This is a genomic window from Aeromonas sp. 602658 (assembly GCF_049173005.1).
Classification (GTDB): Bacteria; Pseudomonadota; Gammaproteobacteria; order Enterobacterales; family Aeromonadaceae; genus Aeromonas; species Aeromonas veronii_A.
Genome location: NZ_JAAKRF010000001.1, coordinates 101,125 through 127,083, shown reverse-complemented (window position 1 = coordinate 127,083; position 25,959 = coordinate 101,125). Strand labels below are relative to the sequence as shown.

At 60.4% G+C, this 25,959-nt stretch carries 20 protein-coding genes; 5 read left to right on the top strand and 15 right to left on the bottom strand.

Going from position 1 to position 25,959, the window contains the following annotated elements:
* Nucleotides 1-134 precede the first annotated feature (134 nt).
* Nucleotides 135-2,048 carry a peptidylprolyl isomerase gene (ppiD, locus tag G5253_RS00545; RefSeq protein WP_266133919.1) on the top strand — a complete coding sequence of 638 codons (1,914 nt, stop codon included), beginning with the start codon at nucleotides 135-137 and terminating at the stop codon, nucleotides 2,046-2,048.
* Between the two features lie 221 nt (nucleotides 2,049-2,269).
* Here ppiD and G5253_RS00540 read toward each other — a convergent pair whose 3' ends face one another.
* From G5253_RS00540 to G5253_RS00520, 5 genes are all read right to left on the bottom strand, one after another.
* Nucleotides 2,270-3,862, bottom strand: a complete 1,593-nt coding sequence (locus G5253_RS00540) for an ABC-F family ATPase (protein ID WP_128816200.1) — start codon at nucleotides 3,860-3,862, stop codon at nucleotides 2,270-2,272.
* Nucleotides 3,863-4,029: 167 nt separating this feature from the next.
* The gene (locus tag G5253_RS00535; protein WP_040068108.1) at nucleotides 4,030-5,682 is read right to left on the bottom strand and encodes a cation acetate symporter; all 1,653 of its coding nucleotides are present in this window, start codon (nucleotides 5,680-5,682) and stop codon (nucleotides 4,030-4,032) included.
* Entirely contained in the window at nucleotides 5,679-5,990 is a 312-nt protein-coding gene (locus tag G5253_RS00530) for a DUF485 domain-containing protein (protein ID WP_040068110.1), read from the bottom strand. Before G5253_RS00530 ends, G5253_RS00535 begins: the two co-directional genes overlap by 4 nt.
* A 105-nt stretch (nucleotides 5,991-6,095) precedes the next feature.
* Nucleotides 6,096-6,722, bottom strand: coding sequence for a 3'-5' exonuclease (locus G5253_RS00525; RefSeq protein WP_202005986.1), 627 nt, complete (start codon nucleotides 6,720-6,722; stop codon nucleotides 6,096-6,098).
* Between the two features lie 2 nt (nucleotides 6,723-6,724).
* Complete coding sequence (locus G5253_RS00520) at nucleotides 6,725-8,512, bottom strand: putative nucleotidyltransferase substrate binding domain-containing protein (protein WP_266133920.1); 1,788 nt, start codon at nucleotides 8,510-8,512, stop codon at nucleotides 6,725-6,727.
* Between the two features lie 168 nt (nucleotides 8,513-8,680).
* On the opposite strand from G5253_RS00520, the gene G5253_RS00515 reads away from it, so the two are divergent.
* Entirely contained in the window at nucleotides 8,681-9,487 is an 807-nt protein-coding gene (locus G5253_RS00515; protein ID WP_042052852.1) for a crotonase/enoyl-CoA hydratase family protein, read from the top strand.
* Nucleotides 9,488-9,557: 70 nt separating this feature from the next.
* Here the strand turns inward: G5253_RS00515 and G5253_RS00510 are convergent, their stop codons facing one another.
* The gene (locus tag G5253_RS00510; protein ID WP_266133921.1) at nucleotides 9,558-11,057 is read right to left on the bottom strand and encodes an alanine/glycine:cation symporter family protein; all 1,500 of its coding nucleotides are present in this window, start codon (nucleotides 11,055-11,057) and stop codon (nucleotides 9,558-9,560) included.
* 348 nt (nucleotides 11,058-11,405) lie between these two features.
* Here G5253_RS00510 and G5253_RS00505 point away from each other — a divergent pair, with 348 nt between their 5' ends.
* Nucleotides 11,406-11,843, top strand: coding sequence for a GNAT family N-acetyltransferase (locus G5253_RS00505; protein ID WP_216953772.1), 438 nt, complete (start codon nucleotides 11,406-11,408; stop codon nucleotides 11,841-11,843).
* 76 nt (nucleotides 11,844-11,919) lie between these two features.
* On the top strand, nucleotides 11,920-12,684 hold the full coding sequence (locus G5253_RS00500; RefSeq protein ID WP_254204291.1) for a zinc-dependent peptidase: 765 nt from the start codon (nucleotides 11,920-11,922) through the stop codon (nucleotides 12,682-12,684).
* Nucleotides 12,685-12,765: 81 nt separating this feature from the next.
* Here G5253_RS00500 and G5253_RS00495 read toward each other — a convergent pair whose 3' ends face one another.
* The 9 genes from G5253_RS00495 to G5253_RS00455 all read right to left on the bottom strand — a co-directional run bounded on the left by G5253_RS00495 (nucleotide 12,766) and on the right by G5253_RS00455 (nucleotide 24,373).
* The gene (locus G5253_RS00495; protein ID WP_266133922.1) at nucleotides 12,766-13,362 is read right to left on the bottom strand and encodes an acetate uptake transporter; all 597 of its coding nucleotides are present in this window, start codon (nucleotides 13,360-13,362) and stop codon (nucleotides 12,766-12,768) included.
* 224 nt (nucleotides 13,363-13,586) lie between these two features.
* On the bottom strand, nucleotides 13,587-16,589 hold the full coding sequence (locus G5253_RS00490) for a DUF748 domain-containing protein (protein ID WP_266133923.1): 3,003 nt from the start codon (nucleotides 16,587-16,589) through the stop codon (nucleotides 13,587-13,589).
* 52 nt (nucleotides 16,590-16,641) lie between these two features.
* The gene (locus G5253_RS00485) at nucleotides 16,642-17,403 is read right to left on the bottom strand and encodes a substrate-binding periplasmic protein (protein WP_266133924.1); all 762 of its coding nucleotides are present in this window, start codon (nucleotides 17,401-17,403) and stop codon (nucleotides 16,642-16,644) included.
* A 36-nt stretch (nucleotides 17,404-17,439) separates the two neighbouring features.
* Complete coding sequence (locus tag G5253_RS00480) at nucleotides 17,440-17,850, bottom strand: MerR family transcriptional regulator (RefSeq protein WP_266133925.1); 411 nt, start codon at nucleotides 17,848-17,850, stop codon at nucleotides 17,440-17,442.
* 2 nt (nucleotides 17,851-17,852) lie between these two features.
* Nucleotides 17,853-18,821, bottom strand: a complete 969-nt coding sequence (locus G5253_RS00475) for a hydroxymethylglutaryl-CoA lyase (RefSeq protein WP_266133926.1) — start codon at nucleotides 18,819-18,821, stop codon at nucleotides 17,853-17,855.
* Entirely contained in the window at nucleotides 18,818-20,788 is a 1,971-nt protein-coding gene (locus G5253_RS00470; RefSeq protein WP_266133927.1) for an acetyl/propionyl/methylcrotonyl-CoA carboxylase subunit alpha, read from the bottom strand. The genes G5253_RS00475 and G5253_RS00470 overlap by 4 nt, the downstream gene beginning before the upstream one ends.
* Nucleotides 20,785-21,621, bottom strand: a complete 837-nt coding sequence (locus G5253_RS00465) for an enoyl-CoA hydratase-related protein (RefSeq protein WP_266133928.1) — start codon at nucleotides 21,619-21,621, stop codon at nucleotides 20,785-20,787. The genes G5253_RS00470 and G5253_RS00465 overlap by 4 nt, the downstream gene beginning before the upstream one ends.
* 11 nt (nucleotides 21,622-21,632) lie before the next feature.
* Complete coding sequence (locus tag G5253_RS00460; protein WP_266133929.1) at nucleotides 21,633-23,234, bottom strand: carboxyl transferase domain-containing protein; 1,602 nt, start codon at nucleotides 23,232-23,234, stop codon at nucleotides 21,633-21,635.
* Nucleotides 23,231-24,373 (bottom strand): isovaleryl-CoA dehydrogenase, encoded by a 1,143-nt coding sequence (locus G5253_RS00455; RefSeq protein WP_108540353.1) that lies wholly within the window; start codon nucleotides 24,371-24,373, stop codon nucleotides 23,231-23,233. Before G5253_RS00455 ends, G5253_RS00460 begins: the two co-directional genes overlap by 4 nt.
* Before the next feature lie 304 nt (nucleotides 24,374-24,677).
* Between G5253_RS00455 and G5253_RS00450 the strand changes: the two genes are divergently transcribed.
* On the top strand, nucleotides 24,678-25,835 hold the full coding sequence (locus tag G5253_RS00450; RefSeq protein ID WP_266133930.1) for an acyl-CoA dehydrogenase family protein: 1,158 nt from the start codon (nucleotides 24,678-24,680) through the stop codon (nucleotides 25,833-25,835).
* Nucleotides 25,836-25,959 lie beyond the last annotated feature (124 nt).

The following is a 25,959-nucleotide window of genomic DNA, read 5'->3' as shown; positions in this document are numbered from 1 at the left end:
CGTCGGCTACCGTCCTTGGTCGCAGACCAGACAAGTTAGAGAGTCTTTTCTCATACTGATTGACCAAGGCGCATCGCAATCGGTGCGCCTTTTTATTGTTTACGCCCATCGAGTTCGGGAGCATAAGTACAAACATGATGTTGGATAAACTACGCGAAGGGGCGCAGGGCAAGGTAGCCAAGGTTATCTTGGGCCTGATCATCCTCTCCTTTGCCTTGGCTGGTGTAGGTAGTTACCTGAACGGCCCGGCCCGTACCGCCCCCGCCACCGTCAATGGCACCGAGATCAGTGCAACCGCACTGGAAAATGCCTACCGTAACGAGCGCGCCCGCATGGAATCCCAGATGGGAGAGGCATTCAGCCAGCTGGCCGCGAACCCCGATTACATGAAACAGTTCCGCCGCGGTGTGCTGGATCGCCTGATCGATCAGGCGCTGCTGGACAGCAAGGCCCGTGAACTGGGTCTGCGCGTCAGCGATGAGCAGATCAAGCAAGCCATCGTGGCCATGCCGGAATTTGCCGAGAACGGTAAGTTCAACAATGACCGCTATCTGCAGCTGATCCGTCGTGCCGGCATGACTCCTGAAATGTTCCGTGACTCCCTGCGTCAGGACATGGTGCGTCAACAGTTGATGAGCGCCCTGCTGGGCACCGAATTCTCCCTCAAGGGCGAAGCGGAGCAGCTCGACAAGCTCTACAACCAGACTCGCGATCTGCGTCTGGTGCGTCTGGTTGCCGCCAACTACATGGCTGATGTTCAGGTCTCCGACAACGAGCTGGAGCAGTACTACAAGACCAATGGCGCCCGTTTCATGAACGACGAGCAGGTCAAGGTCGACTATCTGCTGCTGGACGCTGCCAACCTCGCCAAGGATATCAAGGTCACCGAGCAGGATGCCCAGGATTACTACGATCAGCACCAGGATCTGTTCCAGCGTGCCGAGCGTCGCCACGTGGCTCACATCCTGATCCCGTTTGGCAAGGATGAGAAAGCGGCCGAGCAGAAAGCAGAAGCCGTGCTGGCCAAAGCCAAGGCGGGTGATGATTTCGCTGCGCTGGCCAAGGCTGACTCTTCCGATACCTTCTCTGCCAAAAAAGGCGGCGAGCTGGACTGGTTCGAGAAAGGGGTGATGGATCCGGCCTTCGAGAAAGCCGCGTTCGCCCTGAACAAGGCTGGCGATCTCTCCGGCGTGGTGAAGAGCCCGTTCGGTTTCCACATCATCAAGTTGCTGGGGGTTGAAGCAGCCCAGACCAAGCCGTTTGCCGATGTGAAAGAAGAGACCATCACTCGTCTGCAAGCTGACAAGGCCAAGGAGAAGTTCTTCGCCGAGCAGCAGAAGATGGCTGACAACAGCTTCGAAAACCCGGACTCGCTGGATCTGACCGCTGATGCCATGGGGATGAAGGTTCAATCTTCCGATTTCTTCACCCAGGCGACTGCTCCGGCTCCGCTGAACGATCCCAAGGTGCTCTCCGTGGCGTTTTCCGAACAGCTGCGCGATGACAACACCAACTCTGACGTGATCGAGCTGGCTGACGGCAAGGCGCTGGTGCTGCACATCACTGGTCACAAGCCCAAAGCGGTCAAGCCGCTGGCCGAGGTGAAAGAGCAGGTGATTGCCGCCATCAAGCATGACAAGGCTAGCGAAGTAGCCCGTGGCAAGGCCCAGGGCCTGCTGGACAAGCTGAAAGTCGGTGAGAGCATCACCGCCGATCTGACTGCACTCGGTCTGAAAGTGGAGACCCACAAAGGGGTTGCCCGCTTCGATCGCGAGCTGGATCAGAACCTGATTGCCCAGGCGTTCACACTGCCTCATCCGGTCGACGGCAAGCCGAGCGTGGCTCTGGTTGCCGAGACCAATGGTGACCGCGTTGTAGTTGCGCTGGACAAGGTCAACGTCCCTGCCGCCGCATCCGGCATGGCCGCCATGCTGCAAGCTCAGCTGGGTCAGGGCAAAGCCCAAGTGGATTACAAGTCTCTGATCGACGAGCTGCGCAAAGCAGCCAAGATCGAGTACTTCACCAGTGTGGAAGCGACCGTCGAGTAATCGGCACTGCGCAACCCATTGAAAACGGCTCTGTGATGGAGCCGTTTTTTTATCTGTGGGCAAGAGGGGGGATATTCAAGCTCTGCTCTCTGCCCTCTGCCCTCTGCTCTGTGGCGTGTAGTCACACCACTGCTATACGCCATCTCAGTCGTCTAAATACGGAATATAAAAAAACCGGCACGTGTGTGCCGGTTTTTCATTGCGAGCTTGCAAGGCGGGGGTTACACCACGCCCTGGGTGCGCAGGTAATCCTCGTAGGTGCCGCCGAAGTCGCGGATACCATCTTCAGTCAGCTCCAGGATGCGGGTCGCCAGAGAGGAGACGAATTCGCGGTCGTGGGAGACGAAGATCAGGGTCCCCTGGTAGAGCTCCAGCGCCATGTTCAAGGATTCGATGGATTCCATGTCCAGGTGGTTGGTCGGCTCATCCATGATCAGGATGTTGGGGCGCTGCATCATCAGCTTGCCGAACAGCATGCGACCCTGTTCACCACCGGAGAGCACCTTGACCGGCTTCTTGATGTCGTCCTGAGAGAACAGCAGACGGCCCAGTATGGAGCGTACAGCCTGCTCGTCTTCGTTCTCCTGTTTCCACTGGGCCATCCAGTCGAACACGTTGAGATCGGTGTCGAAATCTTCGGCGTGATCCTGAGCGTAGTAACCGATCTGGGCGTTCTCGGACCACTTGATGCTGCCGGTATCCGGAGCCAGTGCACCGACAAGGGTCTTGATCAGGGTAGACTTACCGATACCGTTGGTACCCAGAATGGCGACCTTTTCGCCCACTTCCATCATCATGTTGAGGCCCTTGAACAGGGGACCGTCGCCATACCCCTTGGATACACCTTCCACTTCCAGGATGTTGCGATAGAGCTTTTTGTCCTGCTCGAAGCGGATGAAGGGGTTCTGGCGGCTGGAGACCTTGACGTCCTCAATCTTGATCTTGTCGATCTGCTTGAGACGGGAGGTCGCCTGACGGGACTTGGAGGCGTTGGCACTGAAACGGGAGACGAAGGATTGCAGATCGGCGATCTGGGCCTTCTTCTTGGCGTTGTCGGCCAGTAGACGCTCGCGCGCCTGGGTGGCGGCCAGCATGTAGTCGTCGTAGTTGCCCGGGTAGACGCGCAGCTCGCCGTAGTCCAGATCCGCCATGTGGGTACAGACGGAGTTCAGGAAGTGACGGTCGTGAGAGATGATGATCATGGTGCTTTCACGTTCGTTGAGCACCTGCTCCAGCCAGCGAATGGTGTTGATATCCAGGTTGTTGGTCGGTTCGTCCAGCAGCAGGATGTCAGGGTTGGAGAAGAGGGCCTGTGCCAGCAGCACCCGCAGTTTCCAGCCCGGCGCCACTTCGCTCATTGGGCCGTTGTGCTGCTCAAGGGGAATGCCGACACCCAGCAGCAGCTCGCCTGCGCGCGCTTCGGCGGTGTAGCCGTCATACTCGGCGACCAGACCTTCCAGCTCGGCGGCCTTCATATAGTCTTCGTCGGTGGCTTCGAGGTTGGCGTAGATGGCATCGCGCTCGGCGATAGCCGCCCACAGCTCGGTGTGACCCATCATGACCACGTCCAGTACGCGCATATCTTCGTAGGCGAACTGATCCTGACGCAGCTTACCGATGCGCTCGTTGACGTCCAGGCTCACATTACCGCCAGTGGGCTCCAGATCACCACCGAGGATCTTCATAAAGGTGGACTTGCCACAGCCGTTGGCGCCGATAAGGCCATAGCGGTTGCCGCCGCCAAACTTGACGTTGATGTTCTCAAACAGCGGCTTGGCGCCGAACTGCATGGTGATGTTGTTGCTGCTTAACAAGGTATGTGTCCCGATTGGTCTGTCAAATGGCGCGCATTATGGCACAGATCCCCCGAAAGTTTTAGCGAGAAGTGTGATCTTGATCGGGGCAAGCGGGGCGTGCAGCCGATTGATGGGCAATAAAAAAAGCCGGCGTGAAGCCGGCTTGGAAGGATGAACTTGATCTGTTAGTGGGAAGTTGCGCCAGAGGCCCCCAGCCCGGTTTGGGAGCGAACGAACTGCGGCAGGAACTTGGCATGCTCGTCGGCGGCGTTCTGGGAGCTGTCAGTGATGGAGAAGAACCAGATCCCGATGAATGCCAACCCCATGGAGAAGAGGGCAGGGTATTCGTAGGGGAAGATGGCCTGGGCATGGCCCAGCACTTTCACCCACACGGTCGGACCCAGGATCATCAGGGTCACTGCGCTAGCCAGTCCCAGCCAGCCACCGTAGACGGCGCCACGGGTGGTCAGGCGTGACCAGAACATGGAGAGGAACAGAACCGGGAAGTTGCAGCTGGCGGCGATGGAGAAGGCCAGACCGACCATGAAGGCGATGTTCTGCTTCTCGAACAGGATCCCCAGACCAATGGCAACCACACCCAGCACCAGAGTCGTCATCTTGGAGACGCGCAGTTCATCGGTCTCGTTGGCCTTGCCCTTCTTCAACACGCTGGCATAGAGGTCATGGGAGACCGCAGAGGCACCGGCCAGGGTCAATCCGGCGACTACCGCCAGAATGGTGGCAAATGCCACGGCAGAGATGAAGCCAAGGAACAGACTTCCACCCACTGCATCAGCCAGGTGGACGGCTGCCATGTTGGTGCCGCCCAGCAGGGCGCCGGTGGCATCCTTGAAGGCCGGGTTGGTGCTCACCAGCAAGATGGCGCCAAAACCGATGATGAAGGTGAGAATGTAGAAGTAACCGATAAAGCCTGTGGCGTAGAACACCGATTTACGCGCCTCTTTGGCGTCACTTACGGTGAAGAAGCGCATCAGGATGTGGGGCAGGCCGGCGGTACCGAACATCAATGCCAGACCGAGCGAGATGGCGGAGATGGGGTCGGAGACCAGCCCGCCCGGGCTCATGATGGCGGAGCCTTTCTCGTGCACTTTGACCGCTTCGCTAAACAGGGCGCCGATGTCGAAGTTGACTGACTTCATCACCATGATGGCCATGAAGCTGGCACCGGAGAGCAGCATCACTGCCTTGATGATCTGCACCCAGGTGGTAGCCAGCATGCCGCCAAACAGCACGTAGAGCACCATCAGGATACCGACCAGCACCACGGCCACATGGTATTGCAGGCCAAACAGCAGCTCGATCAGTTTGCCGGCACCGACCATCTGGGCGATCAGGTAGAGGGCGACCACCACCAGCGAGCCGCAGGCGGAGAGGGTACGCACTTCAGTCTGCTTCAGACGATAGGAGGCGACATCGGCGAAGGTGTATTTGCCGAGATTGCGCAGCCGTTCGGCGATCAGGAACAGAATGATGGGCCAGCCCACCAGAAAGCCGATGGAGTAGATGAGGCCGTCATAGCCGGAGGTGTAGACCAGCGCGGAGATCCCGAGGAAGGAGGCGGCGGACATATAGTCACCGGCGATGGCCAGACCGTTCTGGAAGCCGGTGATGCGGCCACCGGCCGCATAGTAGTCGGAAGCCGAGCGGTTGCGCTTGGAGGCCCAGTAGGTGATGAACAGGGTAGCGGCCACAAACACCAGAAACATCACGATGGCGGCGACATTAAGGGGCTGACGCTCCACGGCGCCAGAGATTGCATCGGCCGCCAGCAGGGGAGAGGAGGCCAGTGAGGTCAACAGCAGCAACTTGCCTTTCATGATTGCACCCCTTTGAGGATCTTCTGGTTCAGTTCATCAAACTCGCCGTTGGCGCGAAAGACATAGACGCCGGTCAACACGAAGGAGGAGAGGATCAATCCTACCCCGACAGGAATGCCGCGAGTAATGGTCGACCCTTCGCTCAAGGGGGTGCCGAGCCAACCGGGGGCAAAGGCGATGAGCAGAATAAACGCCAGGTAGAGTCCCAGCATCAGAGCCGAGAGGGCCCAGGCAAAACGCTGGCGCTTGGCGACCAGCTCCTGGAAGTTGGGATCTTGCTGGATCCTCAGATAGCTTTGCTGTTCCATTGCAGTTCTCCATGACATGAGTGTCAGCGGTGGATGGGGTAACCCCGACGAGCAGGCAATCTGCTCATGTAAGCAAAATGTGAATTAAATGTTATTTATCGACAATTAGACTTTGGGATAAGTGAGCGGCGAGCCGCAGGTCAGGCGCAGGTAGATGAGCGCGGCCGTGGTGGCATCGGCAAGGGCATCGTGGGCGGGCAGGGGGGGCAGCGCCAAGTGACGGCAGATGGCACTCAAGTGGAGGTCAATAGCCGCATCGGGGTAGCGGCGATAGAGGTGGTCATGATAAAGCTGGCTCACCTCGATCCCTCGCTGGGGGAGGGTCAATCCCCACAATTTTTGGCAGGCGAGATTGAGAATACGCAGATCGTAGGCGATGTGATAGCCCACCAGTTCGCGCGGGCCGATATAGTCGAGCAGCAGGCGCAGCGCGGCTTCCAGCTCCATTCCCTGTTGCAGATCCTGATGGCGCAGACCGTGGATCACCACAGATTGGCTGGTCAGGCTGGCCGGTGGCTGTACCTTGATGGCGAGGGCCTCACCGGTCAGCAGCCGGTTGCCCTGAATGCGCACCGCCCCGATGGAGACGATCTCGGCCTGCTCGGGATCGAGACTGGTGGTCTCGAAATCGAGGGCGATCCGTTCATCTTCCGGTGGGGTGGCAAAGAGCGGCGCGAACTCGCCAGTTCGGAACGCACGGCCATACCAGTAGCGTCGAACGCGGCTCAACATGGCTATTGTCTCAGACGAAAGTGCAAGGTGAGCCACTGCTGGAACTTCTTAACCTGATGCAGCGCCTGACGCAACAGATCCCGCTCGCTGTGGCTAAGCTCGCTTGTCTGCACCCGACTATTGCCCCCCTTGAGCTGGCTGCGCAGCCTCAGCCGGATAAAGAGCCGAAACGCCTCTGCCAGATTGCTGCCATAGTCGGCACTGAGCCGATCGGCTGCCACCAGCGCATCGATACGCCCCAGGGTTGAGGTCTCCACAATGCCAGCCTCAAGGGCCAGCATGCGGATACCGTGCACCAGCGGAAACAGGCCGCCCCGCTTGAGATCCAGCCCTTCCGGTGGCTGCTCCAGCCTGCCAAACAGAGTGAGGGGGGCATGAAAGGCCACCGCCGGTCGCACCATCTCCGCCAGCAGATCCCGCCTGTCCGCCAACTGCTCGCGCAGCGCTCTGGCAACAGGCAGATGCAGCTGTCGATCCCCCGCGATGGGGTGAGCATCGGCCAGGGTGGCGAGCCAGAGCAGCTCCTCCTCACTGGCCGTGGTGCAGGCGCTGGCAATGGCGCTTTGCCACTCATCGCCTGTTTTTACCCAGGCCGGATTGTTCACCATTACCTGCCCGGGGCACAGCGGGTAGCCGAGTCGCTCCAGCAGGCCGCTGAATTCGGCCAGATCGGCTGTCTGGGTGGGCCATGTCAGCCCCTCTGGCAGGATCAGGGCGTTGTCCTGATCGGTTTTGAGGATCTGCTCGCCGCGCCCCTCCGAGCCCAGCATCAGCAGGCAGACCTTATCCTGCACCTCGGGGGGGATCACCAGCGCAAAGGCTTTGGCGATCAGCTGTTCGTTGATGGTGGCGATGAGCTTCATCAAAAAGGCGGTGTGGATCCCCTGGGCAAACAACGATCGGGTCAATTGTTGCTGCTCGCGGGCGACCGCCTCCAGTGCCGGCAGGCTGTCGGCGCGGGCGATGCGCAGGGTCAGCACATGGGAGTGGGTCGAGAAGAGCCCCAGCACCTGAGTCAGTTGCAAGATACCCGCCACTTCGTTGCCACGCCACACCACCAGTCGCTTGATGCGATGGCGGGTCATCAGCAGCAGGGCATCAAACAGATAGCTCTCCAGCGGCAGACCAATCAGAGGTGTAGGGGTCAGCACAGAGAGGGGCGCCGTCAGCGGCAATCCCTTGAGGGTCAGGGCGTGGAGCAAGGTCTTTCGGGTTGCCAGCGTGAGGGAGCCGTCGTGGGCCGGGTAGAGCAGGCAATCGGTCCCGTTGCTCACCATGGCTTCGGTGGCCGCCAACAGTGACAGCTTGCTGTCGACGATAAGCGGTGCCTGCAGGTGGCCGGGTTCGATGCGGGTCAGTATAAATTCCGCCAGATTCTTCTGACCCAGTTGTTCGCGTTGCTCCTGCTGGCGCTGGCGTTCGGCCAGATTGGCGGTGAAGTAGCTGGCAAACTGCGGATCCTGCTCACAGAGCGCCAGAAAGGTGTGGCGAGGAATGAGCTGGCAGAGGCTATCTTCCAGCGCGGTGAAGCGGTGGCGGCAGTTGCCATCAAACTGGGCGCGCACATCGAACAGGTCATCGACCCCGTAATCACCAAACTGGTGGTGAGGGGCAGACTCTTCCACCGCCCCCTTGATGATGAGATAGAGGCCGGGAGGCTCGTCCCCCTCTTTTAGCAGCAGATCCCCGGCCCGAAAATAGCAGAGCGAGAGGTGACGGGAGAGCCGCTCGCGCGCCCCCTCATCCAGTCTGTCGAACGGTGGTCTGGCAAAATTGAACAGGGTTGACATGACAGCGTCCTCTGCTGGCTTGCGGCACTCATGCAGCTCCCAGTGTGACAAAGGGAGGGGGAGGCGACCAGCCGACTTTAGTCTCAGCTGTACCGCCTGTTCACACTCTGATAACGTGGTGGTATGACCAGCGAGTCGGTTTCAGGGATCAAGGAGAGGACAAGGGAGATGGAAAAACCAAGGGTCAAGTGCGAGATCCACGACGGGATTGCCGAAGTGATGCTGACGCGGGGGGACAAACTCAATGCGCTGGACCGCGCCATGTTCAGTGCCATCGACGAGACGCTGACACAGCTCGCCCGGCACAAGGGGCTGCGGGCGGTGATCCTGCATGGCGAGGGGCGGGCCTTCTGCGCCGGGCTGGATGTGAAATCCATGCTGAGACAGCCGGTGGCGGCGCTCGATATTCTCAAGCGTGAAGCAGACGAAGCGACCAATCTGGCCCAGCGGGTTGCCTATGGTTGGCACCAGCTGCCGGTGCCGGTGATTGCGGTGACCCAGGGAGTCTGTTTTGGCGGTGGCTTGCAGATCGCGCTCGGCGCCGATTTTCGCTTCAGCACCCCCGATTGCCGCTTCTCGGTGATGGAGATCAAGTGGGGCATCATCCCCGATATGAGTGGCTGCGTCACCATGCGCAACCTGATGGGAGTGGATACCGCCATGGAGCTGGCCATGAGCGGGCGTGAGCTGGATGCCGTCGAGGCCAAATCCCTCGGGATGGTGAGCCGGGTCTGCGCCGATCCGCTGGTGGAGGCGCGGGAGTTTGCCCGCACCCTTATTACCAAGTCGCCCGATGCCCTAGCGGGGATCAAGCAGCTCTACAGTCAGGCCTGGGCTCGCAGCGATGAGGCGATGCTGAAGGAAGAGACCCGGCTGCAAAAGCAGATCCTGGGGCGACCCAATCAGTGGCGGGCCACCCTTAACAGCCTGTTTCGCTGGCGGCTGCCCTTCGGGCCGCGCCGCAATCCGCTCTGAGATGAGGTGACAGGAAAAAGAAATGGCAGCCGAGGCTGCCATTTTTATCGAACGGTTATTTCGTGTCGGTTCAGGAGATCTTGCGATCCTGATCCGGCTCGAACTGATGGCCCGATTTCTCCCGCTCCAGGTTCTCTTCGGAGCGTTTGCCCACCCAGTAATCGGCGTTCTTGATGCCGAGCTTCTCCGGGTGGAATACGGGGTCAATACCTTGTGCTTGCTGCGCTTCATAATCCTTCAGACAGGTGAAGGCGGTCTTTTGCAGCAGCAGGATGGCGATGATGTTGAGCCATGCCATCAGGCCGACTCCGATATCACCCATGCCCCACGCCAGATCCGCCGTCTTGACGGTGCCGTAGACAGTGGCAGCCATCAGCGCAATCTTCAGCAAGAAGGTGAGCCAGGGGCGATTAATCTTGCGGTTGATGTAGGCGATGTTGGTTTCGGCGATGTAGTAGTAGGCAACGATGGTGGTGAACGCGAAGAAGAACAGCGCGATGGCCACGAAAATGCTGCCAAAGCCCGGCATCATGCTCTCCATGGCGGTCTGTACATAGCCCGGACCTGCTGCGATACCGGCAATACCCGTGTAGATAGCAGCGCCGTCCGGCCCTTGTACGTTATAGAGGCCGGTGATCAGCAGCATAAAGCCGGTAGCGGAGCAGACGAACAGGGTGTCGATATAGACGGAGAACGCCTGCACCAGACCCTGCTTGGCCGGGTGACTCACTGCCGCCGCAGAGGAGGCGTGCGGTCCGGTACCCTGACCCGCTTCGTTGGAGTAGACCCCGCGCTTCACGCCCCACATGATGGCCAGACCCAGAATGGCACCGAAACCGGCATCCAGACCGAAGGCGCTCTTCCAGATCAGCAGGATCACGCCCGGCAGTTGGCCGATATTGAGGGCGATGATGACGCAAGCCACGATGATGTAGCCCAGCGCCATAAAGGGCACTACGGTACTGGCGAAGTTGGCGATACGCTTGACGCCACCGAAGATAATAAAGCCGAGCAGCAGCGCCAGACCGGCGGCAGTGACGTTCGGATCGATATTAAAGGCGGTCTGCAGGCTTGAACCGATGGAGTTGGCCTGCACGCCCGGCAGCAGCACGCCGCAGGCGAAGACGGTAGCGATGGCGAAGGTCCAGGCGTACCACTTCATGCCAAGCCCTTTCTCGATATAGAAGGCCGGGCCGCCGCGGTATTCACCGTTGATCTTCTCTTTGTAAACCTGACCCAGGGTGGACTCCACGAAGGCGGAGCTGGCGCCGAGGAAGGCGACCATCCACATCCAGAACAGGGCGCCCGGGCCACCGAAGGTGATGGCGGTGGCCACACCGGCGATGTTACCGGTACCCACGCGACCGGCCAGGGTCATGGCCAGCGCCTGGAAGGAGGAGACACCGGCATCGGTGCTCTTCCCATCAAACATCAGGCGCACCATCTCTTTGATATGACGCAGTTGCAAAAAACGGGTGCGCAGGGAGAAGTAAAGACCGACCCCCAGACACAGGTAGATGAGCGCAGGGCTCCAGATTACACCATTGATGGCATTGACGATTTCATTCATGTACAACAACTCCTTTGTTGTGTTTGTGGCGCTGTCTTGGCGAGATCTTGGCCTCGCTCTCTGTCACTGTTTTCGGCCCTGTTTGTTAACAATCCAGTTAACAAATGAGCGCGAGGTTGAGGGGTTAAGCAGAGCGCAAACAGGCGCCATGCATGGCTTGTAACATATCGAGTTGTATCGGTGCTTCCCAGCGAAAAATGTTGCCTTGTTGCAAATTTGTGAATTGACAAGGGTGGGGGGATAATGGCAGGCAGCGTTTTCTATGAGTAAAGATGAGATCCTCCTTGTTGATCTGCGCCGGACAATGTGACGGGCGTAACACAATGGAAAGCAAACATGAGGCCAACAATGAAAAATGACCCTGACACCTTGACGATCCGTCCCCCTGAGGCAGACGACGGGAGCGCCATCGCCCACCTGTTCAGCCAATTGGGGTATCCTGCCGAAGGCGCTGACGTGACGGCGCGCCTGTTGGCGCCGGATCCCGCGAGCGTTGTGCTGCTCGCCTCCCAGGCCGACAAGGTGGTCGGTGTGCTGGTGTGGCACAAGCTGGCACCGCTGCATGTTGCACCAGCTTGGGGCCTGATCTCGGCGCTGGTTGTCGATGAAGGGGCAAGAGGGGCGGGAGTGGGCGCAGCCCTGCTCAAGGGAGCCGAAGCGATGGCGCGGGCCGCTGGTTGCGCCCAGCTGGAGCTCTCCAGCAGTCTCATGCGCGAGGCGGCCCACCGTTTCTATCTGGCGCAGGATTATCAGGAGCGGCCGAAACGGTTCGTCAAACTGCTGTAACCTGTTGTTTGCATCAAAAGAAGGAGTAGGCGTGCTGGGATGGTTCAAACGGCTGGGTGGTCGCCCGCAAACGTCCATGAGTGAGGATGAGTTGGCGCTGTGGCGTCAGGCGCTGGCGGCAGTGCCCATCTTGCAAGGGCTCAGCGACACCGAGCAGACGACGCTTATCGGCTTGGGGCAACAGCTGCTCAAGCGCAAGACCCTGACCCTGATCGGGGTCGAGCTCAGCCCACGCCAACAGGCTGTGCTGGCGCTGCAGGCGGCGTTGCCCATCTTGCACCTCGGCCTTGACTGGTATCGCGGCTTTCACGAAATCATCATCATTCCCGAACCCGTCACCCGGCGCCAGGAGGTGCAGGATGAGTTCGGTCTGGTGAGCGAGTTTGAAGAGGAGAACGCCGGTGAATCCTGGCCGCAAGGGCCGCTGGTGCTGGCCTGGAGCGAACTGCAGCAGGATGGCGACTGGGATGGCTTTAATCTGGTGATCCACGAGCTGGTTCACAAGCTCGATATGCTGGGGGGTGAGGCGGACGGTGCGCCGCCGTTGCCGGGGCAGATGAGCAGCCAGCTCTGGCAACAGGCCTTTCAGAGCGCCTTCGATGCGCTCTGCCAGCAACTCGACCGGGACGAAGTGACCGCCATCGATCCCTATGCTGCTGAACATCCCGCGGAGTTTTTCGCCGTCTGCTGCGAGTGTTTCTTTACCGATCCTCTGCGGCTGCAGCAGGTCTATCCCGCGGTATACCGGCAACTGAGCCAGTTCTTTAGCCAGGATCCCGCACTGCGTTTCCCCGCGACTCGCTTGCTGGCGGGGGAGGTGGACGTCGAGTCACTTGACTGATAATCGATCTGTTGAACGGTGATTCGAGATAGCAAAAAGGCACCCGAGGGTGCCTTTTTCACAATCTGAGTGGCTTACCTATCAGGCAGCGGCTTTCAGCTGTACGGCGGCAGCTTTCTTGTGATCGCCGATCGGCATTACGGTGCGGCCGAACTGCTCGTTGATCACGGTGGCCATGGCCAGGTAGATGGCGCTGGCGCCACAGATGATGCCTTCGAAACCGGCGATGGTGCCGATCAGGGTGCTGCCGGTGAAGTCACGGGCGGCCAGCAGGAAGAACAGCACGGTCAGGGAGGCGAACACGAACTGCTTGGCACGCGGGTAGTTGATGGTGCCAACCAGCATGAACATGGTGAACATGCCCCACATCAGCAGATACCAACCCATGTAGGCGTGCGGAGTGGCTTCGGCCAGACCCATGGTCGGCATGATCAGCAGGAACACCAGGCTCAGCCAGAACAGGCCGTAGGAGGTGAACGCGGTCACACCGAAGGTGTTGCCACGCTTGTACTCCATGATGCCAGCGATGATCTGGGCGATGCCGCCGTAGCATAGGCCCATGGCCAGGATCATGGCGCTGATGGGGAAGAAACCTGCGTTATGGATGTTCAGCAGGATGGTGGTCATACCGAAACCCATCAGACCCAGAGGGGCAGGGTTGGCCAATTTTTCGCTCACGTGGCGTTCTCCAAAAATAGAGGTGGGGTTAACAAAAGACGCGCGATTTTAGGCAGGCTGTGGCGCGCCCGCAAGGGGGCAGAGGGGATAAATCGTAAAAAAACTACGTGATTATTTGCATCAGAGGCCAAATGCTCACCAAGGCAGGCTGTTTGGTGAGCAAAAGGTGTCAAAATAGTTGAGGGGTTGTATTTTTATTACGTTTTTTACGAAGTGCGGCGGCGTCACTGATCCAGCGTCAGGATCACTTTGGCTTCCTTGTCTTCTTCTTTGACCTGGCTGTCGAGCACGAACAGCCGCTCCGGGGCGATCCCCTGGCTGTCGACCAGAAACTCCTTGGTATTTTGCGCCCGGCGCATGGCGAGATTGCGCAGGGATTTGGCGGTGATGAGCTGCTGATCCCGCAGCAGGATCACCGCCTGGGCCCTCAGTGCCGCGCTCTCTTCATCCAGATGGAGGCGATCGGCCAGGTCATCCAGATCTTCGCCAAAGCGCTCTTCATAGGCCCGGGCCAGCGCCTCTTGCAGGGCTGAGTCCTGTTCCAGCAGGTCGAGATCCGCCTGATTGCCGGTGAGCTTGGCCAGTACCCGCTCCAGTTTTTGCCGTTGCAGGATGGGGCGCTCCTCGTTGAAGTTGACCTTGCCGCGAATGTTCATGCTGAGCTTGGGCCTATCCTTGAGGGCCTGCGCCAGCTTGACCAGTTTCTCCTGCTGGGTGGGGGTGAGATCGGGATCCCCCGGCAGGAAGGGAAGTTCGTCGAGATCTTCGGTGCCATCGGCCAGTGAGGCGAGCAGCGAGAAGGGGGAGGTGATCGCCTTGCTCAGGGTGTTGCCCAGCACATCCCAGAAGATATTGCCGATGCTGAAGTCCGGTTGATCGAGATCGCCCTTCACCTTGAGGTTCATCTGTATCACCCCGTTGGCATCACTCAGCAGGGCGATGGCCAGCCCCAGCGGCAGATCCTTGGCCTGATCGCTCTTGATCTTCTCGCCCAGTTGCAGCTTCTTGATGGTGATGTCGTTATCCCCCTCCAGCCGGTTGCCCTCCAGCTTGTAGTGCAGCTTCATGGAGAGCTGCCCCTTGTCGATGGCATAACCGGCATAGGTGCCCGAATAGGGGGTAAAGGTGGTGAGCTCCAGATTGTGGAAAGCGACCGCGATGTCGAGGATCGGGTTGGCGACCAGCAGGTTGGTACCGCCGCGAATGGTCACTGGCGCATAGCGATCCACCTTGCCGTTGAAGGCGAGATCGGAGCGTTGCCCCGGAATATTGCTGATATGGTGACTCTGGCCGCCCAGCGAGGCGATATCGGCCACAAAATCCTGACTCAGGCTGCGGTCGGCAAAGCGCAGGTTGCCCTGCTCTGTGCGCAGTTGGTCAATGGTGAAACGAAAGTCGGGAGCCTTGCTGCCTGCCGCCGCTTGAGTACTTTTGGTTGCCGCCGGTTGCGGCAACAGCAGTTGTTGCAGGTTGGTGGTGCCATCTTCGTTGATCTCGATGCGGGCGAAGGGCTTGTTCAGGGCAATGTCCTTGATCCGCATCTGCTGGCTGATGCCGTCATACGTCAGATCGGTGAGAGCCAGGGTGTTGAACTCCAGCAGCCGCTGATTGTCTGCCCGATCGACTACTTTGAGCCCGTTGATATCGAGCCCCCCTTGCAGGGTCAGCTTGCTCAGATCTCCCTGGGCGGTGGTGGCGAGATCAAGGCGGGTCTTGCTGCTCAGCAGCCCGTTTTGCACCTTGATTCGTACCAGATCGGCCAGATAGGGCTGTGCCAGCGTCAGGGGCAGCCCCTGCTGGTTGATGTCGCCGCTTAAGGTGAAAGGAGTCAGGGTCAGTTGGCCATCAAAGGCGAGGGGGCTGCTCTGGTTGAAGTGGGTGGCCAGAGTCAGTTTGCTCGGTTGCTCCCCCTTGCTGCCCAGTGGCCCCAGCGCCAGCTTGAGGTCGGAGAGTTGGCGTGCCAGCGGTTTGCCGCTGCTCGATTCGGTGAGGGTGAGATCGCCCTTGTCGATAAGGATCTGCTTGATCTGCCACTGCCAGGGTTTGTCTGGCGTATGTTTCTTGCCGTTACCGGCTGTCTTTGCTTGTTGTGCCGACTTGGGCGCCGCATTGTTGGCCACCTCGTTTGCGGCGTGGGCCCCTTTGACGGGCTTGGCGGGGGCCTGTTCAATCAGCAAGTCAGCCAGATCAAGCTCCTGCTGTGGGTTGAGGGTGGCCTTGAGCAGGGGCTGTTGCAGGGTCACCTTGCCGATCTGGAGCGACTGTTTCTGGCCATCGACAGCCAGCTCGCTAAGCGCCAGCTGTCCGAAGCGGGCAAATTCGTCGCCCTTGTGTTTTTTAAGCTGCCAGTTGTCCAGGGTCAGCTTGCCTTTGGACAATTGCCACAGCACCCCTTGTTTACCCTCTTTAAGCTGGTACTCCACCTCTGCATTGGCGCGGCCCTTGGCCAGATCCAGCTTGAGATAGGGTGCCCAGAGCGGGGCGAAGGGTTTCAGCTCGACCTGCTTGAGGCTCACCTTGCCCTGACCCATGCCGCTCATCACATCGAGCTTGCCGTGAGCGGCGAGGCTGCTTTTGCCGTTGATGGTGGCGCTCAGCTGATAGGCAGTCGGATGGTTTGCCTTGGTGCGCAGGTTATCGAGCTTGATGGTCACTTTTTCCATATAGAGAGGCGGCAACCAGCCGGGTTCGCTCTCCTTGCGTTGATCCTGATAGCGCACATGCCCATCAGTGACAGCGATGCTGGCGATGTCGACCAGTAGCGGGGCGCTGGCTGTCTCGGGCTCGGGGGAGGGGGCAGAAGTGAGCACGGTCGCCAGCGCATCGGTCAGATTGAGTCGAACATCCCCCTTTTTGTCTGCCAGCCGTTGCAGCAGCACTACGGGTTTGATCAGGGTGACGGCGGAAAGCACGACCCCTTTCTGCTGCCAGCTGGCTTGTAGGTCGGGGGTGATAAAGAGCTGCTCAAAACGGATGATAGGTTGCTGTTTGGCATCGAGCAGGGCAGTCGCGCCGAGGGTAAGAGAAGGGGTGCGCAGTCCAACATCAATCTCCCCCAGCGTCAGTTGCAGGCCGTAGTGCTCGGCCAGCCAGCCTGGCAGATAGCGTTGGATCAGACGGGGGGTCTGCCACAGCAGCAGTGTGATCAGGATAAGAAGCAGCAGGAAAGCGTAGGCAAGGTAGCGCAGAAAGCGGGGTTTGTGGGACGCTGGCTCGGTAGTGTTCATTTGGTGCACTCCCATTTGGTTCCCACCATGGTACAGAAAAGCTGGATAGTAATCATGGGGTTGCGTACTGTTGTACGCCGTACTTTGTCCAAAGGCGATCCAGTTCACCCTTTTGTTGCAGGGCTGCCAGCCATTGTTCCAGCTGGGCAGGAGTAATGGGTGCCGCAGGGTGAAGAATGGCGCGGTGTTGATACTTTTGATCCCATTTTTTCGAGATCAGCAGCTGGTTGGCTGTGTCGGGATGGGCCAGCAGATACTGGTTAAGGTAAGAGACGTTGATAATGGCCACCTCACCACGCCCTTTGAGCAGTGCTTGCAGGGCGCTGACATTGTCTTTGACCAGGGTGATATTGAGCTTGCGCTGCAGGTAGATGGGATCGGCATTGAACTGGCCGATGCCGTAGTGGTAGCCGGTCACCCCGATAAGGTGGTGCCGAGAGGGGTCATCGAAAAAGCGCTGATCCCGGCCCTCTTTGCTCAGGGCCACATAGACTTCGCCACCACCGAGAAAAGGCGCAGTCATCTTGAGTTTCTCCGTTTGCCAGCCCCAGTTGCTGTCTTCAAACAGCATCAACGAAAAGCGACCCATATCAAGCGCTTTGTAGCGGTTGGCAGCCGAGGTGGGGACAAAGACGAAGGTCACCTCTTTTTGCACCGCGTTGAGCTGTTCGATAAGATCCAGTGTCAGCCCTTCATAGTGCGCATCTGAGAGTTTGACCACGAAGGGCGCATAGGGATAGCCACCAACCTTGACGAGGGAATGGCACCAACCGGGCAGGCTGAGGAACAACAATAACCAGCACCAATATTTCATGAGATCACCAAGGTAATGACATGATCCCAGATTCGGTTAATCTGTGTCGGTTTTCAAGCTGTTAAGGGAATTAACACAGCGTTGTTCGGCGGCTTCCAGCTCGGCCATCACCATCTGGATATCTTCCAGTTGCTGGTGCAGCACACCGCGTTTTGCCTCGATCAGCTGGATCATGGAGTGGAGCTGGGTTTTGCTTGACCGGTCGGTGTCATACATCTCGAACAGCTCGCGGATCTCCGCCAGGCTAAACCCCAGCCGTTTGCCGCGCAGGGTCAACTTGAGCCGGATCTTGTCCCGATGACTGTAGATGCGGGTTTGACCCTCCCGCTGGGGAGTGAGCAGACCCTCGTCCTCGTAGTAGCGGATGGTGCGCGGCGTGACATCGAACTCGTGGGCCAGCTCCGAAATGCTGTAGGTGATCTCCTTGCCGGACAGGGAACGCGACATGGTTATGACTCCTGTCGCTGGGCGTGTGGCTGGCAGAGGCGGGCGCGCAGCCGCTCGGCATTGGCGTGCAAGGCCTGACCGACCCGTGAGCCGTTGGGGCGACCGAGCTGCTCGCAGACCCACTGGCCGGTGGCCGCCAGTTTGTCGAGATCCACTCCGGTTGTCATGCCAAGGCCGTGCAGCAGGTAAACCACCTCTTCTGACGCCACATTGCCGGAGGCGCCCGGCGCATAGGGGCAGCCGCCAAGGCCCGCTACCGAGCAGTCTATGGTGCGAATGCCGCGCTCCAGCGCGGGTAGCAGGTTGGCCAACCCCTGGCCGTAGGTGTCGTGAAAATGGACCGCGAGTCGACCCGCCGGGATCTCGTGCAGCACCGCATCCAGCATGGGCGCCACCGTGCCCGGAGTGCCGACGCCGATGGTGTCACCCAGAGAAATTTCGTGGCAACCGAGATCCAGCAGTTGCTCGGCCATGGCGGCGACCCGTTTCGGGCGGGTCGGGCCATCAAACGGGCAGGCGATGACGGTGGAGAGGTAGCCGCGCACCTTGATGCCGAGTCGGCGTGCCTCCTGCACCAGCGGGGCGAAGCGGACCAGCGACTCCTCCACGCTGATGCCGATATTGGCCCGGGTAAAGCCGTCGGAGCAGGCGGTGAAGAGGCCAATCTCATCGGCGCGGGCGGCAATGGCTGCCTGCAAGCCTTGCAGATTGGGCACCAGGGCTCCGTAACGAGTTGAGCCCTTGCGCGGCAGTGCCTCGAACAGCGCTGCGGAGTCCGCCATCTGCGGCACTTTTTTGGCAGAGACAAAGGCACCCACCTCGATGCGTTGCAGGCCGCTGTCGGTAAGGCGCTGGATCAGCTCCAGCCGCTGTACCAGGGAGAGGGGCGCAGCTTCATTTTGCAGACCATCTCGCGGCCCCATCTCCACCAAACTGACCCTGTCGTCACGGACGTCCTGTGATCGGTTCATGGGTGATCCTCCTGTGAAGCTATCTCTTCGGCAAAGCGCACCAGCACAGTTCCCTGGCTTACCTGCTCGCCCTGTTTGCACTGCAGGGCTTCAATTACCCCGTCCCGCTCTGCACGCAGTTGGTGTTCCATCTTCATCGCCTCCAGCACCAGCAGGGGTTGCCCCTTGCTGACCGTTTGGCCGGGTTCGACCATTACGGCCACCACGATGCCGTGCATGGGGGCGATGGCGCCTTGTGCCTTCTCGTTTGCCTGATCATGGTGGTGGCTGTGCTGCCGATCATCAGCAGTGAAACGGATGCGCTGGCCCCCTAGGATCATGATGAAGGTTGCCTCCGAGCCTGCGACCGTCTGAATGGGGATCTGCTGCCAGCAGCCACCCTGTTGTAGCCGGATATGATCGTCACCTCTCTGGTAGCAACGGGTCTCCCCTTGCCACTCAAACTGGCCGTCATGATCGTTAAGGGTCAATACCCGGCGCTCATCACCGATCCGTACCGCCGCCGTCCAGCAGCGATCCGGCCCCAGCCGAAATCCGCAGGCTTGCTGCCAGGGGGAGGTGCCCGCAGGGCGGCTCGCCAGCCAGAGGGCGGCCAGCGGCCAGGCGAGCTCAGGAATGGGCCGTGCTGTGGTGGGTATGGGCCACTGGGTATGGTGGCCCATGGCCAGGACGTCAGGCTCTTCACAAAGGCGCAGCAAGAGCGCGCCGTTGTGCTCCAGCGGGCCGAGATCCAGTGCCACCAGCACATCGGCCAGTTTGGCGAACGCCTCGGTGCGGCTCTGGCCGTGGGCGATCAGCTTGGCGATCATGGGATCGTAATAGGGGCTCACCTCATCGCCAGCGGTAACGCCGGTGTCGATGCGCACGCCATCCGGCCAGTGGAGCCAGTGGATAGGCCCGCTGGCAGGCAGAAAACCGGCCGCCACATCCTCGGCGTAGAGGCGCGCCTCCACCGCATGGCCGCGTAGCACAACTTGTTCTTGGGAGAGTGGCAGTGGCTTGCCTTCGGCCACGGCCAGCTGCCAGGCCACCAGATCCTGCCCGGTTACGGCTTCGGTGACCGGATGCTCCACCTGCAGCCGGGTGTTCATCTCCATAAAGAAGAACTCATCCTTGCAGAGCAGGAACTCGATGGTGCCAGCCCCCTGATAGTGGATGGCCTTGGCTGCGGCCACGGCCGCATCCCCCATGGCGCGGCGCAGAGCCGGAGGGATATCGGGGGCGGGCGCCTCTTCGATCACCTTCTGATGGCGTCGCTGCAAGGAGCAGTCCCTGTCCCCCAGATAGATGGCGTTGCCGAGGCTATCGGCAAAGACCTGCACCTCCACATGGCGAGCCTGGGGCAGATAGCGCTCCAGCAGCACCAGATCGTCACCAAAGGCGGCCTTGGCTTCCCGTTTGACTGCCGCCAGCGACTCGTCAAAGTCGGCCAGCTGATCGACCCGGCGCATCCCCTTGCCACCGCCGCCGCTGGCGGCCTTGATAAGAAGCGGGAAGCCAATCTGGCTCGCCTGATCGCGTAAAAAGTCCGGCCGCTGATCTGTTCCGTGATAGCCGGGCAGCACAGGTACACCGGCAGCCTGCATCAGCGCCTTGGCGCCCGATTTATCGCCCATAGCGAGAATGGCGGCGCCGCTTGGGCCGACAAAGCGCAGGCCGCGCTGTTCGCAGGCGGTGGCAAAATCGCTGTTTTCCGACAGAAAGCCGTAACCGGGATGGATGGCATCGGCGCGCGCCTTTTTGGCAACCTTCAGCACCTTGCCGGTGTCCAGATAGCTCTCTCTGGCCGGTGCGGGCCCCAGATGCCAGGCCTCATCGGCCAGACGGGTGTGCATGGCGTGGGCGTCGGCATCGGAGTAGAGGGCGATAGTGTGGATGCCGAGGCGTTTCGCCGTTTTGATGATGCGCACGGCGATTTCGCCGCGATTGGCGATCAGCAGGCGTTTAATCTGAGTGTGGTGGGTCATGTCTCATCCTTGAAACGGGGACGCCAGGCGGGAGGACGTTTGTCGAAGAAGGCCTGCATCCCCTCCTGGGCTTCGAGCCCCACCCGAACCCGGGCGATGGTCTCGACGGTTCTCTCTTCATGAAGGCGGGAGGGATGGGCCTCTATCGCCGCCAGCAGCCGTTTGGTCTCTTTCATCGCCTCCGGCCCGTTGCGGCACAGACGAAGGGCCTGCGCCCGCCCCTCCACCAGCAGTTGATCCGGCTTGCAGAGTTGATGTGCCACATTGAGCCGACAGGCGGTGATGGCATCGAACGGCTCGGCAGTGAGCATGTAGCGGCGCGCCTGACGCATTCCCATGGTGCGCACCACGTAGGGGCTGATCACCGCAGGCACCAGACCCAGGCTCACCTCTGAGAGGCAGAAGCGCGCATCATCGCTGGCCAGCACCAGATCGCAGGCGCAGATGAGGCCGAGCGCCCCGCCATAGGCGGCCCCCTGCACCAGAGCTACCGTGGGGAAGGGGAGCTCGTCGAGGGTCTGCATCAGCCGGGCCAGTACCCGGGCGTCTTCGCGATTGTGCTCGAAATCGGCGTGGGCCAGATTACGCATCCAATTGAGGTCGGCGCCTGCGCAAAAGTGTTTTCCCTCGGCACGTAGCAGCAGGGCGTGAGGACGTTCGGCAAGATCATGACCATGGAGATGGGCCAGGTCATCGAGGCAGTCGAGCAGCCCCAGCATCAGGTCGGCATCAAAGGCGTTGTGACGGGCCGGGCGCGACAGCACCAGCTCGGCCAGCGGGCCATGCCGCTCCAGCCGAAATGGGGTCTGGGAGGAAGTAAGTGGATCTGACATGGGTTTGCTCCTTACATCCGGAAGATGCCGTACTGCTCGGGTTCAATGCGGGCACCCTGACAGGCGGCGAGCGCCAGTGCCAGCACGGTGCGGCTCTGGGCCGGGTCGATGACGCCATCATCCCAGAGGCGGGCGCTGGCGTAGTAGGGGTGACCCTGGCGCTCATACTGTTCGATCACGGGCGCGCGGATGGCGGCCGCCTCCTGCTCACTCAAATCTTTGCCCTCGGCAGTCAGCTTGTCCCGACGCACCTGCACCAGCACTCCGGCAGCTTGTTCGCCTCCCATGACAGAGATGCGGCTGTTGGGCCAGCTAAAGAGAAAATCGGGTTCATAAGCGCGGCCACACATGCCGTAGTTGCCGGCACCAAAGCTGCCGCCGACGATCAGGGTGATCTTGGGCACCCGGCTGCAGGCCACGGCGGTGACCAGCTTGGCGCCGTGCTTGGCTATCCCCTCTTTTTCCGCGCTGCTCCCCACCATAAAGCCGGTGATGTTCTGCAAAAAGATCAGCGGGATGGTGCGGCGGTTACAGAGCTGGATAAAGTGGGCCCCCTTCTGGGCGCTGTCGCTGTGCAGCACGCCGTTGTTGGCGAGGATCCCCACCTCCATGCCGCAAATACGGGCAAAGCCGGTCACCAGAGTGGTGCCGAACAGCGCCTTGAATTCGTCAAAGTCAGAGCTATCCACCAGTCGTGCAATCAGTTCACGGGCGTCGTAAGGGCGTTTGAGACTGGTGCCCACCAGACCGTAGAGCTCCTCGATCGGGTAGCAGGGGGGCTCGTAGCCGGGGCTGCTCTCTATCGGCTCGTTACCCAGATGAGTAACCAGCGTGCGGGCGATGGCCAGCGCATGGGCATCGTCACGGGCCATATGATCAGCAACGCCCGAGTGGGCGCAGTGTACCTCGGCGCCGCCCAGGGCCTCGGCGCTGATCTCCTCGCCGGTGGCGGCCTTGACCAGCGGCGGACCCGCCAGAAAGATGGTGGCTTGCTCCCTGACCATGATCGACTCGTCCGCCATGGCGGGCACGTAGGCGCCGCCTGCGGTGCAGAGCCCCATCACCACCGCCAGCTGGGGGATATTCTGGGCCGACATGCGGGCCTGGTTGTAGAAGATGCGACCAAAGTGATCCCGGTCGGGGAACACCTCATCCTGCATCGGCAAAAAGGCGCCGCCGGAATCCACCAGATAGAGGCAGGGAAGGCGCAGCCGCTCGGCGATGGCCTGGGCGCGCAGGTGCTTTTTCACCGTGAGCGGGTAGTAGGTGCCGCCCTTCACGGTGGCGTCATTCACCACCAGCATGCAGAGCCGGCCTGAAACCCGGCCGATGCCGGTGATGATACCGGCGGCGGGTACCGGCTCGTCATAGACCTGCCAGCCAGCCAGCGCCGAGAGTTCGAGAAACGGGGAGCCCGGGTCCAGCAGCTGATTGATGCGCTCGCGGGGCAGCAGCTTGCCACGGGCCTGATGGCGGGCGTTGTTGGTCGCGCCGCCCCCTAGCGCGATCTCGGCAATGCGGGCGTGGAGATCGTCGACCAGCCCCTGCATGGCGGCCCGATTGGCCGCATATTCCGGGCTCGCCGTGTCGAGGCGGGAGTGGATACGACTCATGCATTTTCTCCCATCAGCTCGCGGCCGATGAGCCAGCGGCGGATCTCCGAGGTGCCGGCGCCGATCTCGTAGAGTTTGGCGTCCCGCAGTAGGCGGCCAGTGGGGTATTCGTTGATGTAACCGTTGCCGCCGAGCAGCTGGATAGCGTCGAGGGCCATCTGGGTGGCGTTTTCGGCGGCAAACAGGATGGCTGCGGCGCAATCTTTACGGCTGGTGCGCCCCTGATCGCAGGCGCTCGCCACCGAGTAGACCAGCGCCCGGCTGCTGGCGAGGCGGGTATACATGTCGGCGAGCTTGCCCTGCACCAGCTGGAACTCGCCGATGGCTTGACCAAACTGCTTGCGCTCACGCACATAGGGCAGCACTACATCCATGCAGGCCTGCATGATGCCAAGGGGGCCCGCAGCCAGAACCACCCGTTCGTAATCGAGCCCGCTCATCAGCACCTTGACCCCGCCGTGCAGGGTGCCCAGCAGGTTTTCCTGCGGCACCCGGCAGTTGTCGAACACCAGCTCGCAGGTGCTGGAGCCGCGCATCCCCAGCTTGTCGAGCTTCTGGGCGGTAGAAAAACCGGGAGTGCCGGCTTCAACGATAAAAGCAGAAATTCCTTTGGGGCCTGCACTGGCATCAGTCTTGGCATAGATGACGAAGGTGTCGGCATCGGGTCCGTTGGTGATCCACATCTTGTTGCCGTTCAGCACGAAGTGATCGCCCTCGCGTTCCGCGGTGAGGCGCATGCTGACCACATCGGACCCGGCTCCCGGCTCGCTCATGGCCAGTGCCCCCACATGCTCGCCGCTCACCAGCGGGGGGAGGTAGCGTGCTTTTTGCTCCGCCGTGCCGTGGCGGTGGATCTGATTGATGCAGAGATTGGAGTGGGCGCCGTAGGAGAGGCCGACCGAGGCGCTGGCTCGGCTTACCTGTTCCATCACCAGCACGTGGGCCAGATAGCCGAGGTTCACCCCGTCATACTCCTCCGCCACCGTGATGCCGTGCAGCCCCAGTTCACCCATCCGGGGCCAGAGATCACGGGGAAAGGCGTTGCTCTGATCGATCTCGCTGGCGCGCGGGGCGATCACTTTCTGGCAGAAGGCCGCAACCTGTTCGGTCAGGGCATTCAGGGTCTCATCCATCTGCATCCATGCTCTCCTTGCGGATATGACAATCGGGTAGGAAGGTTGGGTCGACCGGCTGACTCGGCGTTACGGCTGGCAGTGGTCGGTCCATTTTGTACTTCACTTCTGCCACAAGTTTACGTTAGCGTAAACGTAAATCAATTGTTAATCTGTTGTGTGTCGATAAAGCCGTGGTAGTGAGTGCGTCATCAGCTACCACGACAACAGCGCCATAGTGGCAGATCCGAATGACCAGTGTGTGGGCGCCGCGTCATAAAGCGCTAACGCGGGGAAGAAAGCGCGGGGCAACAAGGGAGAGAAAGACGAGATGGATTTTACCCTGACAGATGATCAACAGGCGTATGTGGAGGCGGCTGCCGCCTTTGCCGATGAGGCGCTCAAACCCCATGCCGCGCGCTGGGACAAGGATCATGAGTTTCCGATCCCGACCATCAAGCAGGCGGCCGGGCTAGGTTTTTGCGGTCTCTATACCCCGGAGCAGTTTGGCGGATTGGGGCTGCCGCGCCTCGATGCGAGCCTCATCTTCGAACGCCTCGCCATGGGCTGTACCTCGACCACGGCGTATCTGACCATCCACAACATGGTGAGCTGGATGCTGGGTAACTGGTTGCCCACCGAGGTTGCCAAGGAGTGGGTGCCCAAACTGGCCAGCGGTGAGCTGCTGGGCTCCTATTGCCTGACTGAGCCGGGGGCGGGTTCCGATGCGGCGGCGCTCAAGACCCGAGCCACTCGCGAGGGTGATAGCTACCTCATCGAGGGAACCAAGGTCTTTATCTCGGGAGCGGGCAGCACTGACGTGCTGGTGGTGATGGCCCGTACCGGTGGTGAAGGTGCGAAGGGGATCTCTGCCTTTATGGTGCCGGCAGATAGCGCGGGCATCGTCTATGGCAAGCCCGAAGAGAAGATGGGCTGGAACAGCCAGCCGACCCGGGAGGTTGTTTTCAACGGGGTTCGCATTCCTGCCTGTTATCGGTTGGGCGAAGAGGGGGAAGGATTCAAGTTCGCCATGCAGGCCCTCGATGGTGGGCGCATCAATATTGCCACCTGTTCGGTGGGCACCGCCCAGCAGGCGCTGGACGATGCGCTGGCCTATGTGCAGCAGCGCCAGCAATTTGGTCACCCGATCAGTGAATTCCAGAGCGTGCAGTTTCGCCTGGCCGATATGGCGACCGAGCTGGCTGCCGCCCGCCTGCTGGTACGTCAGGCCGCCGACAAGCTGGATCGCGGGGCACCCGACAAGAGTGCCTGGTGTGCTATGGCCAAACGGTTTGCCACCGACGTGGGTTATCGAATCTGTGATGAGGCTCTGCAACTCTTTGGCGGCTATGGTTATATCCGCGAGTATCCGCTCGAGCGCTATCTGCGCGATACCCGGGTACACCGCATTCTGGAGGGCACCAACGAGGTGATGCGACTCATCATCGCGCGCCGCCTGCTGGCCGATCCCGGTTTGTCGCTGGGCTAACCGGTGGTCGCATCAAGGGTGTGTTGCCTGCCACCCGATTTGCACCGTGCCATGCCGGTTTCGGCTTTGTGAGCCAGCCACAGGTTGGTGTCACTCAAGCCTGTCATCATGGCGGCAGCTTCAT

Bases quoted from the DNA above. Each gene is read 5' to 3' on its own strand.
- ppiD (WP_266133919.1), top strand. From the start codon at position 135: ATGATGTTGGATAAACTACGCGAAGGGGCGCAGGGCAAGGTAGCCAAG.
- G5253_RS00535 (WP_040068108.1), bottom strand. From the start codon at position 5,682: ATGAAAGGCAAGTTGCTGCTGTTGACCTCACTGGCCTCCTCTCCCCTG.
- G5253_RS00530 (WP_040068110.1), bottom strand. From the start codon at position 5,990: ATGGAACAGCAAAGCTATCTGAGGATCCAGCAAGATCCCAACTTCCAG.
- G5253_RS00525 (WP_202005986.1), bottom strand. From the start codon at position 6,722: ATGTTGAGCCGCGTTCGACGCTACTGGTATGGCCGTGCGTTCCGAACT.
- G5253_RS00520 (WP_266133920.1), bottom strand. From the start codon at position 8,512: ATGTCAACCCTGTTCAATTTTGCCAGACCACCGTTCGACAGACTGGAT.
- G5253_RS00515 (WP_042052852.1), top strand. From the start codon at position 8,681: ATGGAAAAACCAAGGGTCAAGTGCGAGATCCACGACGGGATTGCCGAA.
- G5253_RS00510 (WP_266133921.1), bottom strand. From the start codon at position 11,057: ATGAATGAAATCGTCAATGCCATCAATGGTGTAATCTGGAGCCCTGCG.
- G5253_RS00505 (WP_216953772.1), top strand. From the start codon at position 11,406: ATGAAAAATGACCCTGACACCTTGACGATCCGTCCCCCTGAGGCAGAC.
- G5253_RS00500 (WP_254204291.1), top strand. From the start codon at position 11,920: ATGAGTGAGGATGAGTTGGCGCTGTGGCGTCAGGCGCTGGCGGCAGTG.
- G5253_RS00490 (WP_266133923.1), bottom strand. From the start codon at position 16,589: ATGAACACTACCGAGCCAGCGTCCCACAAACCCCGCTTTCTGCGCTAC.
- G5253_RS00485 (WP_266133924.1), bottom strand. From the start codon at position 17,403: ATGAAATATTGGTGCTGGTTATTGTTGTTCCTCAGCCTGCCCGGTTGG.
- G5253_RS00480 (WP_266133925.1), bottom strand. From the start codon at position 17,850: ATGTCGCGTTCCCTGTCCGGCAAGGAGATCACCTACAGCATTTCGGAG.
- G5253_RS00475 (WP_266133926.1), bottom strand. From the start codon at position 18,821: ATGAACCGATCACAGGACGTCCGTGACGACAGGGTCAGTTTGGTGGAG.
- G5253_RS00470 (WP_266133927.1), bottom strand. From the start codon at position 20,788: ATGACCCACCACACTCAGATTAAACGCCTGCTGATCGCCAATCGCGGC.
- G5253_RS00465 (WP_266133928.1), bottom strand. From the start codon at position 21,621: ATGTCAGATCCACTTACTTCCTCCCAGACCCCATTTCGGCTGGAGCGG.
- G5253_RS00460 (WP_266133929.1), bottom strand. From the start codon at position 23,234: ATGAGTCGTATCCACTCCCGCCTCGACACGGCGAGCCCGGAATATGCG.
- G5253_RS00455 (WP_108540353.1), bottom strand. From the start codon at position 24,373: ATGCAGATGGATGAGACCCTGAATGCCCTGACCGAACAGGTTGCGGCC.
- G5253_RS00450 (WP_266133930.1), top strand. From the start codon at position 24,678: ATGGATTTTACCCTGACAGATGATCAACAGGCGTATGTGGAGGCGGCT.